This is a genomic window from Thauera sp. (assembly GCF_034003485.1).
Classification (GTDB): Bacteria; Pseudomonadota; Gammaproteobacteria; order Burkholderiales; family Rhodocyclaceae; genus Thauera.
Genome location: NZ_JAVEYL010000019.1, coordinates 51,930 through 70,517, shown reverse-complemented (window position 1 = coordinate 70,517; position 18,588 = coordinate 51,930). Strand labels below are relative to the sequence as shown.

Below are 18,588 nucleotides of genomic sequence, written 5' to 3'. Positions count from 1 at the left end.
CGGGAACGATCAGCATGAAACACGCCACCGCGCCGGACCTGGGACCGCTGACCTGGGTCAAGGGCGAGATCGACGCCGCGCTGAGCCGCGCCAGCGAAATCCTCGACCGCGACGCGGCCGAGGCCGACCCGTCCGGCCTGCAGTTCGCCCAGACCCATCTGCACCAGGTGCGCGGCGCACTCGCCATCGTCGGCCTCGACGGCCTGACCCAGTTTGCCGATACGCTCGAGAAACTGCTCGGCGACATGGCGCACGAAACGGTGCCGGCGGACGCCCCGCGGCGCACGCTGGTGCGGCGGTCGCTGGCCGTGATCGGCAACTACCTCGAAGAACTCGCCCACGGTGCGCCCGACCAGGCGCTGCGTCTCGCCGGCCCGTACATGGCGCTTGCCGCCGCCCGCGGCCAGGCCGACGCCAGCCCCGCCGACCTCTTCCATCCCGACCTCTCCCGTCGTCCTCCGGCCCGCGCCGAGGACGCCACCGCAGCCGACCCCGACGCCGCGGCCCAGATCCTGCGCAGCGCGCGCAGCCGCTTCGAGCGCGGCCTGCTCGACTGGCTGCGCAAGGGCGCGGCGGGTGAAGGCGCACGCGCGATGCGCGAGGCCATCGCCGACGTCGAGGCGCAGCAGCACAACCCCTCGGCGCGCAGCCTGTGGTGGGCGAGTCTGGCCTTCTACGACGCCCTGATCGACGGCAGCCTGGCTCCGGAACCCGGCGTCAAGCGCCTGTGCACGCAGATCGACGCCCAGTTCCGCCGCCTGCTCTCCGGCACGCCCACGGTCCCCGACCGCCTGCTGCGCGAGCTGCTCTACCAGATAGCGCAATGCCCGGCGAACAGCGCGCAGCAACGTGCCGTGCGCGAATGCTGGCAACTCGACGCCCTGCTGCCCGAGGCCGGCGCCAGCGTCAGCGGAACACCGACCGCACCGCTGCTCGACACCCTGACCCGCCACCTGGCCAGCGCCCGCGAACAGTGGGACGACTTCTGCGCCGGCACCGCGGTCGCGCTCACGCGCTTCGAGGATGCGGTCGAGGCGATGGAAGCGCCGGCCGCCGCGCTCGAGCGTCCCGCCACCCAGGCATTGGTGGCGGGCATTCTCGGTTTCGCCCGCTGGCTGCGGCGCGACCCTCTGCAGTGCTCGGAGGCGACCGCAATGGAAGGCGCGACCGCACTGTTGCTGCTCGAAGCCGGCCTCGAGCGTCGCCCGCCGGAGGCCGGCTTCGGCGCCCGTGTGGACGCGATGCTGCCGCGGCTGCAGGCGCTGCAGCGCGGCGAGCTGCCGCTTGCAGGCGCGGCCGACGATGTCCTTGGGGTGAGCACCCCAGCACAGGACAAGGCGCTCCTCGAGCAGTTGGCGAAGGAGATGCTGTCCAGCCTCGGCCATGTCGAGCAGGCGCTCGACGACTTCTTCCGCAATCCAGCCCGGCGCGACCCCCTGCTGCTGCTGCATCAACCCCTGCAGCAGATCATCGGCGCACTGAGCGTCCTCGGCGAAACCGACGCGCTCGCGCTCGTGCGTGACGCGGCGGTCCACATCGCCAGCCTCGCAAAGGCGGAGAGCAGCGCAGGCCAGGCCGAATTCGAGGCCCTGGCCCACCAGCTGTCAGCGCTCGGCTTCTACATCGAGGCCCTGCCGCGAGGTGGCGCAGCGCTGCACAACCTGCTCGGCATCCAGCCGCAGCCGTCTGCAGTGTCGCCGGCGGCAGCGCTGGAGGAAGCGCAGCCGGCGCGCACGACCGAGCTCATTTCCCCGCCCGGACGCGAGGACATCGCCGCGATCCTCCCTGAGGCCCCCCCCGAAGCGACCCCCGACATCGCGCCCGGCGCCTCGGACGTCGTCCTGACCCTGCCGCGTGACGAGGTCGCGCCAGAGCCAGGCATCGAGACCGACCCCCAGGCTCCGGCGCCGGACCGCGTCCCCGCCACGAGCGACGACGAGGACAGCGGGATCACGCTGCTCGAGAATCTGGAGGATCTCGAGGACCTCACCGAACTCGAGCCCGCGCCCACTGCCGCCGCCGTGCCAGGCATTCCCGCACCCGCAGCTGCGTCTGCAGCGAGCGCGCAGCCGCCTGCCGGGGCCGCGGACGACGCCGAGATCGAAGCCGAAGTCGACGCCGAGCTGCTCGGCATCTTCATCGAGGAAGCGATCGACGTCCTCGCCACTCTGCGCGCGCGCCTGGAAGGACTGCGCGCCAACCCGACCGAAACCGACGACCTCGTCACGATCCGGCGCGGCTTCCACACGCTCAAGGGCAGCGGCCGCATGGTCGGGCTGACCCAGCTCGGCGACACCGCGTGGGCTGTCGAGCAGACCCTCAACCGCTGGCTCCAGCTCGACTGGCCGGTGACCCCGGCCCTGCTCAGCCTCATCGAGACCGGTGACACGGTCTTCTCCGCCTGGATCGCGCGCCTGCAGGCCGGCCAACCCGGCGCAGTGGACACCAGCCACCTCGAAGCCGAGGCCGAGCGCCTGCGCAACGCAAGCGAGGCGCCGACCGCCTGCGCCCCCGCGCCCCGGGTTGCGCAAACCCCGGCAGTCGCGGCCGCGGCCGCGGCCGAGGCGAGTCCGGCCGAACGGAGCGCCGTCGAAGCAAGCCCGCTCGAGGCGCGCACTTCCCAACCCGTCTCCGTGGTCTTCCCGACGATAGAAGACCGCGTTACGGCTGAGTCCCCGCCTGCCGAGCGCTACACGCATGACGAGCTCAGCGAACTCGACGAGCTGGAGGACCTCGAGGAGCTCACGGATCTCGCCGACCTAGAGGTTCCGGCGCTGGACGAGCCCGCGGCCGCGGACGTCGAACTCCCCGCGATCCCCGCACCAGAAGCCGAGCCGCGCGCTGCGCAGGAGGACGAGACGACGTCCCCTGCGCTCGACCTGCTGTTCGAAAGCGCCGACTTCCTGATCGACGGCGAACTCGGCGAACAGCCGCCCCCCGCCGCGGAGACGGCGCTGCAGGCCGCCCAAGCGCACACGCCAGAGGAAGGCGCGGCCTCTGCGGCAAGCGGGGAAGAAGCACCACCACCTGCCGCACAGGCTCCCGAGCTGGTCCAGATCGGGGACGTCGAGCTCGCGCGCGCGCTCTACGAGCTCTATTGCGCCGAAGCTGCGCAACATCTCGACACGCTCGACGCCGAGCTGCACCAGTTGCAGGTCGTGCCGCAGCGACCGCCGGCAAGCGCAGCCGTGCGCGCCGCACACACGCTCGCGGGCATCTCCGGCACCGCCCGCCTGCCTGCGGCGCACCAGCTCGCCCGCGCGCTCGAACACGCACTCGACCGGCTGGCCGACCGCGGCGACGGACTGCAGGCGGAGGCTCTGGCGGTACTCGCCAGTGTGGTGCGCAGCCTGCGCGACATGCTCGCCGACGTCCTCGCGGCGCGGCTGCCGAACGCAAGACCCGATCTCATCGCGGCGCTCGAGGCCGCGCTAGCGGCCGAGCGCAACGCCGCGCCATGCGCCCTCCCGACCCACACGGGGCTGGCGGCGACACCGGACACCGCGGCGACCGTTGCGCCGCCCCCTGCCCCGCCCGCCACGCCGGCCGCAATCGCGCATCAACCGGCGGCAGAAACCACCCCCGCGGACGACATCGACAGCGAGCTGCTGCCGATCTTCCTCGAAGAGGCTGCGGAGACCGCCAGCGCACTGCACGCCATGCTGCGACGCTGGCGCGGCGAGCCGGACAATGGCGAACACGCGCGCAGCGTCGCCCGCCTGCTGCATTCGCTCAAAGGCAGCGCGCGCATGGCCGGAGCAATGAACCTCGGCGCACACCTGCACCAGCTCGAGTCGCGGCTCGAGGATGGGGTGTCCGCCCACGAGATGGCCGCCACGCTCGTCGACGCGCTGGCGCTCGGTCTCGACCGCTGCGAGCAGATGATCGATGCCCTTGCGCTCGGCGACAGCGGCGAAGCGCCCGCTGCTGCGGGCGAGCCGGCAGCAGCAGCAGCCGCAGCACCGTCCGAAGACGCGCGCAGCGAGGAAACCGAGGCCCTGTCCAGCCCCACGCTGCGCGTGCGCGCCGAACTGGTCGACCGTTTCGTCAACCAGGCCGGAGAGATCGGCGTCGCGCGCAGCCGCATCAACGGCGAGTTGCGCACGCTGCGCCGCTCCCTGCTCGACCTGACCGAGAACGTCATCCGCCTGCGCAGCCAGCTGCGCGAGGTCGAGATCCAGGCCGAAGTGCAGATGCAGTCGCGCATCGCCCAAGCCGGCGCGCAGCAGGGCGACTTCGATCCGCTCGAACTCGACCGCTACACCCGCCTGCAGGAACTGACGCGGATGATGGCCGAGAGCGTCAACGACGTGACCACGGTGCAGCAGAACCTGCTGCAGAACCTGGACGGCGCCGACCTCGCGCTCAACAGCCAGGCGCGCATGGCGCGCGAGCTCCAGCAGGGCCTCATGCAGGTGCGCATGCTGCCCTTCGACAGCCTGGCCAGCCGCCTCTACCGTGTGGTGCGCCAGAGCGCGCGCGAGCTCGGCAAGCGCGCCACGCTCGACGTGCGCGGCGGGCGCATCGAGATCGACCGCAGCGTCCTTGAACAGATGGCGGCGCCGCTCGAACACCTGCTGCGCAACGCGGTCGCCCACGGCATCGAAGCCCCCGCCGAACGCGCCGCCGCCGGCAAGCCGGAAAGCGGCTGCATCGAACTGACGGTGAGCCAGGAAGGCAACGAGATCGCGATCGAGATCGCCGACGACGGTGCAGGTATCGACCTCGAGCGCATCGCCGCGCGCGCCCGCGAACGCGGCCTGATCGGCGCCGACGAGCAGCCCGACGAGCGCCGCCTGACCAACCTGATCTTCGTCTCCGGCTTCAGCACCGCGCGCGAGCTCTCCGCTGTCTCCGGACGCGGCGTCGGCATGGACGTGGTGAAGGCGCAGACTGCTGCCGCCGGTGGGCGGGTCGATGTCAGCAGCCGGCGCGGCGGCGGGACCCGCTTCAACCTGCGCCTGCCGCTGACGCTGGCGGTGACCCAGGCCCTGCTGGTGCAGGCCGGTGGTCGCACCTGGGCGGTGCCCTCGAACATGGTCGTGCAGGCCATGGAGCTCAAGCCCGACGCGCTGCGCACGCTGCAGGACGAACACGGCATCGACTGGCAGGGCGAGCGCTTCCCCTACCGCTACCTGGCGCGCCTGCTCGGCGACCGCGAGGCGCGTCCGCTCGAGCAACGTTACAACTGGGTGCTGCTGCTGCGCGCCGGCGCGCAGACGCTGGCCCTGCATGTGGACGGCCTGCGCGGCAACCAGGAGATCATCGTCAAGAACGCGGGACCGCAGCTCACCCGCATCATCGGCATGTCGGGCGCGACCGTGCTCGGCGACGGCGAGATCGTGCTGATCCTGAACCCGGTCGCGCTCGCCAGCCGCAGCCTCGCGCAGGAGGACGCCGAGGACGACACCCTGGCGCCCGCTGGCGAGGCCCCGCCGCCGCTGCGTCTGCCCACGGTGATGGTGGTGGACGACTCGCTGACGGTGCGCAAGATCACCGGCCGTCTGCTCGAACGCGAGGGCTACCGCGTGATCACGGCCAAGGACGGCGTCGATGCGCTCGAGCAGCTCATCGACACGGTGCCCGACGTCGTGCTGTCGGACATCGAGATGCCGCGCATGGACGGCTTCGACCTCGTCCGCAACATCCGCGCCGACGCCCGCCTGAAGCACCTGCCGGTGATCATGATCACCTCACGCCTGGCCGAAAAGCACCGCAGCTACGCCGAAGAAGTCGGCGCCAGCCACTACCTCGGCAAGCCGTACCAGGAAGAGGAGCTGCTGGGGCTGGTGGCGGGTTACACCCAGGGACTGGTGCAGTCACCGCACTGAGCGAGCGGTTTGTTGTGGGAGTCAGCGCACGGAAAGTTGCTCCCACGGCTCACGACTCAGGCCCCGCCCCCCTTCTCCCCTCCCCCCTGAATCCCAGATCAAGCGTCCAGTGCGTGCGCCATGCGCGCCAGCGCCGCGTCGAGGGTCGCGCGCGGACAGCCGAAGTTGAGGCGCAGGAAGCCGGGCGCGCCGAAGGCTGAACCATCCGACAGCCCCACGCCGGCGGCCTCGAAGAACGCAGCCGGATCCGCGACGCCGCGCGCCGCCATCATCTCCCGGCAGTCGATCCATGCCAGGTAGGTGGCCTCGGGCCGCGTCATCGACAGGCCGGGCATCCGCGCGACGGCATCGACGACGTGATCACGGTTGGCGCGCAGGTAGGCCAGCAGCGCCTGCCGCCAGGCGTCGCCGTCGCGATAGGCCGCCTCTGCCGCCACCATGCCGAGCACGTTCACATGCGGCACGACGCCGCGCATGGCGTGGCGGTAGCGCCGGCGCAGCGCGGCATCGGGAATCACCGCGAAGGCGCAGTAAAGCGCCGGGATGTTCCAGGTCTTGGACGGCGCCATCAGGGTGATGGTGCGTCGCGCGGCGGCCTCGTCGAGCGCGGCGAGCGGGCGGTGCGGGCGGTCCGCATCGAGCACCAGGCCGCAGTGGATCTCGTCGGAACACACGATGAGGTCGTGGCGCGCGGCGAAGTCGGCCAGCCGGCGCAGTTCGTCCGCGTCGAACACCCGGCCGACCGGGTTGTGCGGGCTGCACAGCAGCAGCAGGCGGGTCGAAGGCGTGCATGCGGCCTCGAGGGCGTCCCAGTCCCACTGCCAGCGCCCGTCGCGCAGGACCAGTTCGACGCGCTGCAGCACGCGCCCGGTATTGGCGGGGGCGCTGAGGAAGGGCGGGTACACCGGGGTCGCAGTGAGCACGCCGTCACCGGGCCCGCCGGCGATGGCGCAAGCGAGGTTGAAGCCGGTCACCACGCCCGGCAGCCACACCAGCCAGTCGGGTTCGATCGTCCACCCATGGTCGCGCTGCAGGCCCTCGACCACGGCCTCGATCAGTGAAGGCCAGGCGTCGGTGTAGCCGAACACGCCGTGGTCGATGCGCCGGTGCAGGGCGTCGAGCACGGCGGGCGGGGCGGCGAAGTCCATGTCGGCGACCCACAGCGGCAGCACGTCGCGGCCGGCATAGCGGCCCCATTTTTCGCTCGGCAGGCTGCGGCGGTCGATGAGGCGGTCGAAGTCGAAGGCGGGGGCGGCGGCGGTCATGGCGGGGCGTCCGGTGAAGGGGTGACGGGGGGCATTGTCCAGCATTCGGACGCAGTGGCGCGGCTTCGATCGGCCGCGGGACCGGGGAGGCGGGCGCCGCCTGCTCTTGCTTGCGCCTATGCGCCTTGCGTGTCGTTCTTCACCACGCCGAAGCGCTTCAGGGTGCGCTCGCGCGCGGCGGCGTGATCCACGACCGGGCCCGGGTAATCGACGCCGATCTTCGTCCGGCACGCGGTCTGGTCGATGCCGCCCATGGTCCACGGGGCGTGGATGAACTTGTCCGGAACGCGCGCGAGTTCGGGCAGGTAGCGGCGGATGAAGCGGCCTTCGGGGTCGAATTTTTCCGACTGGGTGACGGGATTGAAGATGCGGAAATACGGCTGCGCATCGCAACCGGTGGACGCTGCCCACTGCCAGCCGCCGTTGTTGGCGGCGAGGTCGAAGTCGTTGAGCTGCGCAGCGAAGTAGCGCTCGCCGAGGCGCCAGTCGACGCCGAGATCCTTGGTGAGGAAGGAGGCGACGATCATGCGCAGGCGGTTGTGCATCCAGCCGGTCTGGTTGATCTGGCGCATCGCGGCATCGACGATCGGGTAGCCGGTGCGCGCCTCGCACCAGGCGGCGAAGAGCTCGGGCGCGTCGTCCCAGTTCACGGCGTCGTACTCGGGACGGAAGGCGCGCCCGACCACCCGCGGGTGATGCCACAGGATCTGGTGGTAGAAGTCGCGCCAGATCAGCTCGGACAGCCAGGTCTCGGCCCCCTCGCCGCCGTGCGTGCGGGCGTGGGCGGCGAGCTGGCGGATCGACACGGTGCCGAAGCGCAGATGGGTGGAGAGATAGCTAACGCCCTTCACCGCCGGGAAATCGCGCGCGCGCTTGTAGCGGTCGATGCGCGCGGCGAAGTCCGCGAACAGCTTGCTGCCGCCGCTCATGCCGAGCGGCATCTGCAGCTCGCCGAGATTGGTAGGCTCGAAGCCGATGTCGGCGAGCGAGGGCACGGTCTCGCCTGGCGGCTTCGCGGCCAGGTGGCGGGCGTACTTCTCCACCGGATAGGCCTTGAGCTGAAAGTCGTCCACGGCTTTGAGCCAGGCATTCTTGTACGGCGTGAACACGCTGTAGGGCTTGCCCGTCTGGGTCATCACCTCGTCGCGCTCGAAGACGACCTGATCCTTGAAGTCCTCGTAGCCGATACCGGCCTCCGCGAGCGCTTGCGCCACCCGGCTGTCGCGCACGATGGCATCGGGCTCGTAGTCGCGGTTGGCGAACACCTCATCCACGCCGAGCTCGCGCGCAAGGTGCGGGATCTCGTCCTCCGCGCGACCATGGCGCACGATCAATCCGCTGCCGGCTGCGCCCGCCGCACGCGCCATGGCGTCGAGCGCGGCATCGAGCTCGGTCACGCTGGCGTGGATGAATTCGATCCGGCGATCGCGGCGCGACGGCAGGGCGTCGAGGATGGCAGCATCGAAGATGAAGGCGCAAAAGACGCGATCGGCAAAGCGCAGCGCATGGTGGAGCGCGGCGTGGTCGAAATTGCGCAGATCACGGCGGAACCAGACGAGGGCGGAGGGCATTATTTTGTCCAGGACAAAAGGGGATTCATTATCGCTCACCCACCGCAATCGCACGACCCCGCCCGGTGCCGTTAGGGCCGTCGCCCCGGCCCCGCAGCCGGATCGCAGCCACGGCCGCCCCACCCACACGCCCCCCACCCCCAAAAGATTAGCCCCCGCACCCACGCCAAGAACCCGAACGATCGGCGTAAAATGCCGCGCATGGATACGCCCACGGCCAACTTCACCCATCACTTCCTGATCGCCATGCCCAACATGGCCGATCCCCACTTCACGCGCACCCTGACCTACATCGCCGAGCACAACGAGCAGGGCGCGCTCGGGATCATCGTCAACCGGCCGATCGACATGAGCCTGGCGACGCTGTTCGAGCGCATCGAGGTGCCGCTCGAAGTCGAGGGCTTCGCCGCCCAGCCCGTGTATTTCGGCGGCCCGGTGCAGACCGATCGCGGCTTCGTGCTCCACCGCCCGCTCGGCGACTGGCACTCCACGCTCAAGGTCAGCGACGAGATCGGCCTCACCAGCAGCCGCGACGTGCTCCAGGCGATCGGCGCCAGCGGCGAACCGCGCGAGGTGCTGGTCACGCTGGGCTACGCCGGCTGGGCCGCCGGCCAGCTCGAACAGGAACTGCTCGACAACGCCTGGCTGACCGTGCCCGCCGACATGGCGATCATCTTCGAGCTGCCGCCCGAGGAACGCCTGGTGGCCGCCATGCAGAAGCTCGGCGTCGACTTCGCCAACCTCAGCGAGGTCGCCGGGCATGCCTGACGCGGCGCCCGCCGCCGCACTGCCCGCCCGCGGCACCCTGCTCGGCTTCGACTTCGGCCTCGCGCGCATCGGCATCGCCACCGGCGAACTCGAAACCGGCCAGGCCAGCGCGCTCACCACGCTGCACGACGAATCGAACGACGCCCGCTTCAAGGCCATCGCTGCGCTGATCGCCGAATGGCGGCCGGTCGCCCTGGTGGTCGGCCTGCCCACGCATCTCGACGGCACCGAGCACGAACTCACCGCGCGCTGCCGGCGCTTCGCCAACCAGCTCCACGGCCGCTTCGGACTGCCGGTGTTCACCGCCGACGAACGCCTGTCCTCGGTCGCCGCCGACGCCGACCTCGCCGCAGCCGGGCGCACCGACTGGCGCGAGCGCAAGGCCGTGCTCGACGCCGCCGCCGCCCGCATCATCCTGCAAACCTTCCTGGACACCCCACGCCATGAAAGACCTTGATGCCGAAGCCCTGTGCCGGCAGCTCGCCGACCAGATCCGTCCCCACGTCACCCCCGCCACCGCGCTGGTCGGCATCTACACCGGCGGCCTGTGGCTGGCCGAGCGCCTGCACGCCGAGCTCGGCATCGCCCAGCCGCTGGGCGCGATCGACGTCTCCTTCTACCGTGACGACTACGGCAGCAAGGGCCTGCACGCCAAGCCGCAGCGCACCGAGATCCCGTTCGACGTGGACGCTGCGCATGTGATCCTGATCGACGACGTGCTGTTTACCGGCCGCACCACCCGTGCCGCCCTCAACGAGCTGTTCGACTTCGGCCGCCCGGGCGTGGTCGAGCTCGCGGTGCTGGTCGACCGCGGCAGCCGCGAGCTGCCGGTCGCGGCGCGCTACTGCGCCCACACCCTGGCCGAATCCCTGCCGCGCACGCAGAACCTCGAACTGCAGCGCGACGAGGACGGTCACTTCACCCTCAAGCTCACCCAGGCCGAAGCGGCCGCACGCTGACACCGAGGCCCGCACGATGCGCCATCCCCAGCTCAACAAGCACGGCGAACTGCAGCACCTGCTGACCCTCGACGGTCTGCCGCGCGACATCCTCACCGCCATCCTCGACACCGCCGCGCCCTTCACCGAAGTCGCCGAGCGCGAGGTCAAGAAGCTGCCGCTCTTGCGCGGCAAGAGCGTGTTCAACCTGTTCTTCGAGAATTCCACGCGCACCCGCACCACCTTCGAGATCGCCGCCAAGCGCCTGTCGGCCGACGTGGTGAACCTCAACATCAACACCAGCTCGGCCGCCAAGGGCGAGAGCCTGCTCGACACCGTCGACAACCTGTGTGCGATGCACGCCGACATGTTCGTCGTGCGCCACGCCGCGAGCGGCGCACCGATGATGATCGCCCAGCACCTGCACAACACCGGGCGCGACCACATCCGGGTGGTCAATGCCGGCGACGGTCGCCATGCGCACCCGACGCAGGGCCTGCTCGACATGTACACCATCCGCCACTTCAAGCACGACTTCTCCAACCTGACGGTGGCGATCGTCGGCGACGTGCTGCACTCGCGCGTGGCGCGCAGCCAGATCGCAGCGCTGACCACGCTCGGCGTGCCCGAAGTGCGCGTGATCGGTCCCAGGACCCTGCTGCCGACCGCCGTCGAGAAGCTCGGCGTACGCGTGTTCCACGACATGCGCGAAGGCCTCAAGGGCGTGGACGTGGTGATGATGCTGCGCCTGCAGAACGAGCGCATGAACGGCGCGCTGCTGCCCACGCCGCAGGAGTACTACAAGATCTGGGGCCTCACCGCCGAGAAGCTCGCGCTCGCCAAGCCCGACGCGATCGTGATGCACCCCGGCCCGATGAACCGCGGCGTCGAGATCGACTCGGCGGTGGCCGACGGCGCGCAGGCGGTCATCCTGCCCCAGGTCACCTTCGGCATCGCCGTGCGCATGGCGGTGATGAGCATGCTCGGCAGCCACTGAAGCAGCGGACAGCACAGGCACAAGGATTCCCGCATGAACATCCTGATTTCCAACGGCCGCGTCGTCGATCCGGCCAATCGCACCGACGCGGTGTGCAACGTCTATGTCGCCGGTGGCAAGATCGTCGCCCTCGGCCAGGCCCCGGACGGCTTCAAGGCCGAGCGCACGATCGACGCCAGCGGCCTGGTGGTCGCCCCCGGCTTCATCGACCTCGCCGCGCGCCTGCGCGAACCCGGCTTCGAATACCGCGCCACGCTCGAATCCGAGATGGACGCGGCAATGGCCGGCGGCGTCACCAGCCTGGCGATCCCGCCCGACACCGACCCGGTGCTCGACGAGCCCGGCCTGGTCGAGATGCTGACCTACCGCGCCAAGAAGCTGAATCGCGCCCACATCTACCCGGTCGGCGCGCTCACGATCGGCCTCAAGGGCGAGCGCCTGTCCGAGATGGCCGAGCTGGTCGAGGCCGGCTGCGTCGCCTTCTCGCAGGCCAACGTGCCGGTGGTGGACAACGCGGTGCTGATGCGCGCCCTGCAGTACGCCGCCACCTTCGACTTCCGCGTCTGGCTGCAGCCGCTGGCGCCCTTCCTGTCGCGCGTAGGCCACGCCCACGACGGCGAGGTGGCGACCCGCCTGGGCCTGTCGGGCATCCCGGTCGCTGCCGAGACGGTGGCGCTGTTTACCTATCTGGAGCTGGCGCGGATGACCGGCGCCCGCCTGCACATCACCCGGCTGTCCTCCGCGGCCGGCCTGGCGCTGATCGACCAGGCGCGCGCCGACGGCATGGACGTGACCTGCGACGTGTCGATCAACCATGTGCATCTGTGCGACATGGACATCGGCTACTTCGACCCCAACTGCCACCTGATCCCGCCGCTGCGCAGCCAGCGCGACCGCGAGGCGCTCGCCAGGGGCCTGGCCGAGGGCCGCATCAACGCGCTGTGCTCGGATCACACCCCGGTGGACGACGACGGCAAGCAGACGCCCTTCTCCGAATCCGAGCCCGGCGCCACCGGCCTCGAGCTGCTGATGCCGCTGACGCTGAAGTGGGCTGACAGCGCCGGCCTGGCGCTGATGGACGGCCTTGCCCGCATCACCTCGGAGGCGGCGAAAATCGTCGGCATCACCAAGGCCGGGCACCTGTCGGTGGGCGCGCGCGCCGACGTGTGCGTGTTCGATCCGGCCATGCACGTCACCGTCACCCGCGAAGGCCTCAAGAGTCAGGGCAAGAACACCCCCTTCCTCGGCATGGAGCTGCCGGGCAAGGTGCGCTACACGCTGGTCGAGGGGCAGGTGATGTTCGAGGGCTGAGCCATCAGCCCGGGCCGCATTGCTTCATCCGCGGGCAAGCCCGCTCCCACATTGGCGGCTCAACCGACGCGCTGTGGGAGCGGGCTTGCCCGCGAACTTCCGGCCCCGACGCTCAGCCCACGAACAGCAGCGGCGCAAAACCGTTGCGCGCACCCGCGAGCACCATCAGCACGATCTGCAGCACCAGCAGCAGCACCAGCGGCGACAGATCGACGTTGGCGATGGTCGGCACCACCCGCCGGAAGGGGCGCAGGAAAGGCGCGGCGAGCGAATGCAGCAGCGGCGCCAGCGGCGAATGCGGACTCACCCACGACAGCACCGCCGAGCCGAGCACGACCGCGAACAGCAGATACACCATCATCCGGATCAGCTCTATCAGCCCCATACCCAACAGCCCGCCGAGCACCGCGGCGGTGTTGCCGCTGAACACCGCGCCACGCAGGCTGAGCTCGAACGCCACCAGCAGCACCTGCACCACCCACGCCGGCAGCAGACTCGCCATGTCGAGGCCGAACAGGCCGGGAACGAAACGGCGCAGCGGACGCACAATCCAGTCGGTGGTGGTGACCACGAACTGGCCGATCTGGTTGCGGAAGGAAATACGCTGCCACTGCATGTAGAAACGCGCCAACAGCATCAGGGTGAGAAAGCCGGCGGCGGCGTTGATGACCAGCAGGAGGATGTTCGCAAGCATGGCTCAGTCCCGACCGAGTTGTGCGCCGAGTTCGCGGCCGCGATCCTCGGCGGCGTTCACCGCGACAACGAGCTCGTCGTGCCAGCCGGAAGCCGCCAGGCTGGCGAGCGCGGCCTCGGTGGTGCCGCCCTTCGAAGTGACCTTCTGGCGCAGCAGCGCGGGCGAATCGTCCGAGCAGGCTGCCAGTCTCGCCGCGCCGAGCACGGTGTCGATCGCCAGCTGGCGCGCGCGCGCCTCGTCGAAGCCCAGGCTGCGCCCGGCCGCCTCGAGCGCCTCGATGAAGTGGAACACGTAGGCCGGCCCGCTGCCCGAGATCGCGGTCACCGCATCCATCTGCGCCTCTGCGTCGGCCCACACCGTGCTGCCGACCGCGGCGAGGATGCGCTCGGCGGCCGCGCGTCCGGCCACATCCACCGACGGGTCGGCATACAGGCCGGTGACGCCGGCGCCGATCAGCGCCGGGGTATTGGGCATGCAGCGTACCAGCCGGGTGTAGGGCGCGCCGGGCGCCCCGAGCCAGCGCCCGAGATCGGCCAGGCGCAGGCCGGCGGCGATGCTGATGACGAGCTGGCCGGCGAGTTGCCCGGCGATCGGCGCCAGCGCGGCCTTCATCTGCTGCGGCTTCACCGCCAGCACGAGCACGTCGCACGCAAGCGCCGTCGCATCGAAAGCCGCCACCGCACGCACGCCGAAACGGCTCTCGAGTGCGGCACGCGCCGCATCACCGAGTTCGACGACCTGAATGTCGCCGAGCGCAAAGCCGCGTTCGAGCATCCCGCCGATGAGGGCGGAGGCCATGTTGCCGCCGCCGAGAAAAGTGATCTTCATGAGGTGACCTGAATTCAAGAGCCGACGCGCGCGAGCGCATCAGGCGGGACCGGTAGAGACCGGGGTGGAAGCGGGCTTGACGCGCTCGCCGAAGATCGCCGTGCCGACGCGGACGATGGTGGCGCCCTCGGCAATCGCCGGCTCGATATCGTGCGACATGCCCATCGACAGCGTGTCGAGGGCGAGGCCAGCAGCGCCGAGCTCATCACGCAAACGGCGCAGCACCGCGAAGCGCGCGCGCAACACGGCAGTGTCGTCGGTGGGTTCCGGGATGCACATCAGCCCGCGTAACCGCAGGCGCGGCAGGGCAGCCACGGCCTGCGCGAGCGCGCCGAGTGCGTCGGGCGCCACGCCGCTCTTGCTGTCCTCACCGCTGACATTGACCTGGATGCACACGTTGAGCGGCGGCAGATGCACATCGCGCTGCGCCGACAGGCGCTCGGCGATCTTCAGGCGGTCGATGCCGTGCACCCAGTCGAAAGCGTTGGCCACCGGGCGTGTCTTGTTGCTCTGCAGCGGGCCGATGAAGTGCCACTCCAGGTCGAGGTCGCGCAGCGCCTCGACCTTGTCGACGCCTTCCTGCACATAGTTCTCGCCAAATGCACGCTGGCCGGCCGCGGCCGCATCGCGCACCGCAGCGGCCGGCCAGGTCTTGCTCACCGCCAGCAGCGACACCGCCGAGGGTTCGCGTCCGGCCACATGCGCCGCGGCCTCGATGCGGGCCTGGACGGCAAGAAGGCGCTCGCCGATTGTCGTCATATTTCGTGGCCTATTTCCTTGGGAAGCGATCGCCGAAAAGTATAGCATCGTCACGTTGGCCCCATTTTCCGCCCCTCTTTTGGCCCCTGAGTTGGCCCGATCCTGGGCTCTCTCGCACAGACGAAAACCATGGACATCACCGAACTGCTCGCCTTCGCGGTCAAGAACAAGGCTTCCGACCTTCACCTGTCGGCCGGCCTGCCGCCCATGATCCGCGTCCATGGCGACGTACGCCGCATCAACCTGCCACCGCTCGAGCACAAGGAAGTGCACGCGATGGTGTACGACATCATGAACGACGCCCAGCGCAAGCAGTACGAGGAGAGCTGGGAGTGCGACTTCTCCTTCGCCGTGCCCAACCTGGCCCGCTTCCGGGTGAACGCCTTCAACCAGAACCGCGGCGCGGCGGCGGTATTCCGGACCATTCCGTCCAAGGTGCTCTCGCTCGAAGAACTCAACTGCCCGAAGATCTTCAAGGAGATCGCCAACCAGCCGCGCGGCATCGTGCTGGTGACCGGCCCCACCGGCTCGGGCAAGTCGACCACGCTGGCGGCGATGGTCGACTACGTCAACGAGAACGAGTACGGCCACATCCTGACCGTCGAGGATCCGATCGAGTTCGTGCACGAAGCCAAGCGCTGCCTGATCAACCAGCGCGAAGTGCACCGCGACACCCAGTCCTTCAACAACGCGCTGCGCGCTGCGTTGCGCGAAGACCCGGACGTGGTGCTGGTGGGCGAAATGCGCGACCTCGAGACCATCCGCCTCGCGCTCACCGCGGCCGAGACCGGCCACCTCGTGTTCGGCACCCTGCACACCTCATCGGCGGCCAAGACCATCGACCGTATCGTCGACGTCTTCCCTGCAGCGGAGAAGGACATGGTGCGCTCGATGCTGTCCGAGTCGCTGCGCGCGGTGATCTCGCAGACCCTGCTCAAGACCAAGGACGGCCAGGGCCGGGTCGCGGCGCACGAGATCATGATCGGCACCCCGGCGATCCGTAACCTGATCCGCGAGAACAAGATCGCGCAGATGTATTCCTCGATCCAGACCGGGCAGAACATGGGCATGCAGACGCTCGACCAGTGTCTCGCCGACCTCGTGCGCCGCAACGTGGTGTCGGCGACCGAGGCGCGCATGAAGGCGCAGAACAAGGACAACTTCGCGGCGTGAGCCGCAGGAGCACTGAAACATGGAACGTGACCAGGCCCTCAAGTTCATGCACGACCTGCTGCGGCTGATGCTGCAGAAGAACGGCTCCGACCTTTTCATCACCACCGGGTTTCCGCCCGCGATCAAGATCGACGGCAAGATCGTGCCCCAGTCCAACCAGATCCTGCAGCCCCAGCACACCTCCGAGCTGGCGCGCGCGATCATGAACGACCGCCAGGCAGCGGATTTCGAGGCGCACAAGGAGTGCAACTTCGGCATCTCGCCAGCCGGCATCGGTCGTTTCCGCGCCAACGCCTTCGTGCAGCAGGGCAAGGTCGGACTGGTGCTGCGCACGATTCCGCAGAAGATCCCCAACTTCTCGGAACTGGGTCTGCCGCCGGTGTTGACCGAGATCGCGCTCGCCAAGCGCGGGCTGGTGATCTTCGTCGGCGGCACCGGCACCGGCAAGACGACCTCGCTGGCGTCGATGGTCGATTACCGCAACGAGAACACCTACGGCCACATCATCACCATCGAAGACCCGATCGAGTTCGTGCACCCGCACAAGAACTGCATCGTCACCCAGCGTGAAGTGGGCATCGACACCGAGTCGTGGGAGGCCGCGCTCAAGAACACCCTGCGCCAGGCCCCCGACGTGATCCTGATGGGCGAGATCCGCGACCGCGAGACCATGGACTACGCGATCGCCTTCGCCGAAACCGGCCATCTGTGCCTGGCCACGCTGCACGCCAACAGCGCCAACCAGGCAATCGACCGCGTCATCAACTTTTTCCCGGAGGAGCGCCGCACCCAGTTGCTGATGGACCTGTCGCTGAACCTGCGCGCCATGGTGTCGCAGCGCCTGCTGCCGCTGAAGGACCGCAAGGGCCGCGTTCCTGCGGTCGAGGTGCTGTTGAACTCGCCGCTGATCGGCGACCTGATCTTCAAGGGCAACGTGCCCGAGATCAAGGAGATCATGAAGCGCTCGCGCGAGCTGGGCATGCAGACCTTCGATCAGTCGCTGTTCCAGCTCTACGAGGACGAGCTCATCACCTACGAGGATGCGCTGTGCAATGCCGACTCGATCAACGATCTGCGCCTGCAGATCAAGCTGCACAGCCGCCACGGCGAGCAGGACCCCAGTGGCGGACTGAAGAACCTCGGCATCCTCTAAGCGGTACTCACTCGGCCAGACGCGGCGGGCGATCGCGGTTGCTGCCCGCCACCATGCGGTACTCGTACAGGCGGCACTCGAGCGCACCATTGAACAAGGGGGTGCGCCGGGTCGCCTTCAGCCCGATCAGCTTGGGCAGGGCGGTGTCGGCGGTGAAGAAGTAGCAGCGCCAGCCGCCCCAGCGCTGCTTGAGCGCATCGCCCAGTTGCGGATAGAAGGCCGCCAGCTCCTCGGCTTCGCCGATTCGTACCCCGTAGGGCGGATTGGCCACCATCACGCCTTCTGCCGCGGGCGGCGTGCGCTCGAGCAGGTCGGCGCGGTCCAGGCGGACACAGTCGGCCAGCCCCGCGGCCTCCAGGTTCAGGCGGCTGCGCCGCACCCATTCGCCGACGATGTCCGACCCGAAGATCTGCAGCACGCGCGTCGATTTGCGGCGCTGCTCGGCCGCCCGCCGCAGCGCCGCCCAGGCACCAGGGTCGTGGATGCGCAGGCGCTCGAAGCCGAAGCTGCGCCCGAGCCCGGGCGCGATGTCGAGCGCCATCTGCGCGGCCTCGATGAGAAAGGTACCGCTGCCACACATCGGATCGAGCAGCACCTCGCCCGGCTGCCAGCCGGTCAGGCGCAGGATGCCGGCGGCGAGGTTCTCCTTGACCGGCGCTTCCACCGCGGCCGGCTTGTAGCCGCGCTTGTAGAGCGGCTCGCCCGAGGTGTCGATGTACAGGGTCGCGGTGTCCGCGGTCAGGAACAGGTGGATGCGCACCACCGGGTTGGCCGTGTCCACGTTCGGCCGCCGGCCGACGACGGTGCGAAAGTGATCGCACACCGCGTCCTTCACCCGCAGGGTGATGAACTCCAGGCTCTGCAGCGGCGATTTCTGTGCGGTGACGTAGATGCGGATGGTGTCGTCGGCAGAAAACCACTTCGCCCACGTGACGCTGTAGGCCAGCTTGTAGATGTCGACCTCGGCGCGATAGCGCCCCTGCGCGACCCGCCACATCACCCGGGTCGCGAGCCGACTTTCGAGGTTGGCGCGCTGGCACGCCGCCCAGTCCCCCTGCCAGCCCACGCCACCGTGAACCGCCTGCGCGCCCCGCGCACCGAGCGCGGTGAGTTCGTCTGCGAGCAGGTTTTCCAGTCCGCGCGGACAGGGTGAAAAGAACACTTCAGCCATCGAGGGCTCCGGACACAGGACAAGGCGGCATTGTAACGCCCGCCTGCAGCCCCGCCGCAGCAAAGGCAGGCCGATGCGCTGCACCGGGGACGGCATGGCCAGGACGAACACGGCCACCCATTAAGGGCG

14 protein-coding genes are annotated in these 18,588 nt (G+C 69.4%); 8 read left to right on the top strand and 6 right to left on the bottom strand.

The genetic code is table 11. From position 1 onward, the window contains the following. Positions 1-14: 14 nt before the first annotated feature. A complete protein-coding gene (locus RBT54_RS12160; protein WP_320367334.1) occupies positions 15-5,831 on the top strand; it encodes an Hpt domain-containing protein in 5,817 nt (1,938 codons plus the stop codon). Positions 5,832-5,929: 98 nt separating this feature from the next. Here RBT54_RS12160 and RBT54_RS12155 read toward each other — a convergent pair whose 3' ends face one another. Continuing rightward, the gene (locus tag RBT54_RS12155; protein WP_320367333.1) at positions 5,930-7,096 is read right to left on the bottom strand and encodes a PatB family C-S lyase; all 1,167 of its coding nucleotides are present in this window, start codon (positions 7,094-7,096) and stop codon (positions 5,930-5,932) included. Positions 7,097-7,212: 116 nt separating this feature from the next. Continuing rightward, positions 7,213-8,667, bottom strand: a complete 1,455-nt coding sequence (locus RBT54_RS12150; RefSeq protein WP_320367332.1) for a deoxyribodipyrimidine photo-lyase — start codon at positions 8,665-8,667, stop codon at positions 7,213-7,215. Positions 8,668-8,859: 192 nt separating this feature from the next. On the opposite strand from RBT54_RS12150, the gene RBT54_RS12145 reads away from it, so the two are divergent. Genes RBT54_RS12145 through RBT54_RS12125 form a run of 5 tightly spaced genes read left to right on the top strand, consistent with a single transcriptional unit; the run spans position 8,860 to position 12,681 of the window. Then, the gene (locus RBT54_RS12145; protein WP_413788445.1) at positions 8,860-9,435 is read left to right on the top strand and encodes a YqgE/AlgH family protein; all 576 of its coding nucleotides are present in this window, start codon (positions 8,860-8,862) and stop codon (positions 9,433-9,435) included. Continuing rightward, complete coding sequence (gene ruvX, locus RBT54_RS12140) at positions 9,428-9,892, top strand: Holliday junction resolvase RuvX (protein WP_320367330.1); 465 nt, start codon at positions 9,428-9,430, stop codon at positions 9,890-9,892. The genes RBT54_RS12145 and ruvX overlap by 8 nt, the downstream gene beginning before the upstream one ends. Beyond that, complete coding sequence (gene pyrR, locus RBT54_RS12135) at positions 9,879-10,394, top strand: bifunctional pyr operon transcriptional regulator/uracil phosphoribosyltransferase PyrR (protein WP_320367329.1); 516 nt, start codon at positions 9,879-9,881, stop codon at positions 10,392-10,394. The genes ruvX and pyrR overlap by 14 nt, the downstream gene beginning before the upstream one ends. Positions 10,395-10,410: 16 nt before the next feature. After that, entirely contained in the window at positions 10,411-11,370 is a 960-nt protein-coding gene (locus RBT54_RS12130) for an aspartate carbamoyltransferase catalytic subunit (RefSeq protein ID WP_320367328.1), read from the top strand. Between the two features lie 33 nt (positions 11,371-11,403). Then, positions 11,404-12,681, top strand: a complete 1,278-nt coding sequence (locus tag RBT54_RS12125) for a dihydroorotase (RefSeq protein WP_320367327.1) — start codon at positions 11,404-11,406, stop codon at positions 12,679-12,681. Positions 12,682-12,793: 112 nt separating this feature from the next. Here the strand turns inward: RBT54_RS12125 and RBT54_RS12120 are convergent, their stop codons facing one another. Genes RBT54_RS12120 through RBT54_RS12110 form a run of 3 tightly spaced genes read right to left on the bottom strand, consistent with a single transcriptional unit; the run spans position 12,794 to position 14,962 of the window. Next, positions 12,794-13,375: a YggT family protein gene (locus RBT54_RS12120; protein WP_320367326.1), complete on the bottom strand. Its 582-nt coding sequence runs from the start codon at positions 13,373-13,375 to the stop codon at positions 12,794-12,796. 3 nt (positions 13,376-13,378) lie between these two features. Further along, the gene (gene proC / locus RBT54_RS12115) at positions 13,379-14,203 is read right to left on the bottom strand and encodes a pyrroline-5-carboxylate reductase (RefSeq protein ID WP_320367325.1); all 825 of its coding nucleotides are present in this window, start codon (positions 14,201-14,203) and stop codon (positions 13,379-13,381) included. A gap of 39 nt (positions 14,204-14,242) precedes the next feature. Further along, on the bottom strand, positions 14,243-14,962 hold the full coding sequence (locus tag RBT54_RS12110) for a YggS family pyridoxal phosphate-dependent enzyme (protein WP_320367324.1): 720 nt from the start codon (positions 14,960-14,962) through the stop codon (positions 14,243-14,245). A gap of 129 nt (positions 14,963-15,091) precedes the next feature. Here RBT54_RS12110 and RBT54_RS12105 point away from each other — a divergent pair, with 129 nt between their 5' ends. Together RBT54_RS12105 and RBT54_RS12100 are read left to right on the top strand one after the other, a co-directional pair. After that, positions 15,092-16,135 (top strand): type IV pilus twitching motility protein PilT, encoded by a 1,044-nt coding sequence (locus RBT54_RS12105; protein ID WP_320367323.1) that lies wholly within the window; start codon positions 15,092-15,094, stop codon positions 16,133-16,135. A gap of 19 nt (positions 16,136-16,154) precedes the next feature. Continuing rightward, positions 16,155-17,288 carry a PilT/PilU family type 4a pilus ATPase gene (locus RBT54_RS12100; RefSeq protein ID WP_320367322.1) on the top strand — a complete coding sequence of 378 codons (1,134 nt, stop codon included), beginning with the start codon at positions 16,155-16,157 and terminating at the stop codon, positions 17,286-17,288. Between the two features lie 7 nt (positions 17,289-17,295). Here RBT54_RS12100 and RBT54_RS12095 read toward each other — a convergent pair whose 3' ends face one another. Next, positions 17,296-18,459, bottom strand: a complete 1,164-nt coding sequence (locus RBT54_RS12095; RefSeq protein ID WP_320367321.1) for a THUMP domain-containing class I SAM-dependent RNA methyltransferase — start codon at positions 18,457-18,459, stop codon at positions 17,296-17,298. Positions 18,460-18,588: the final 129 nt, after the last annotated feature.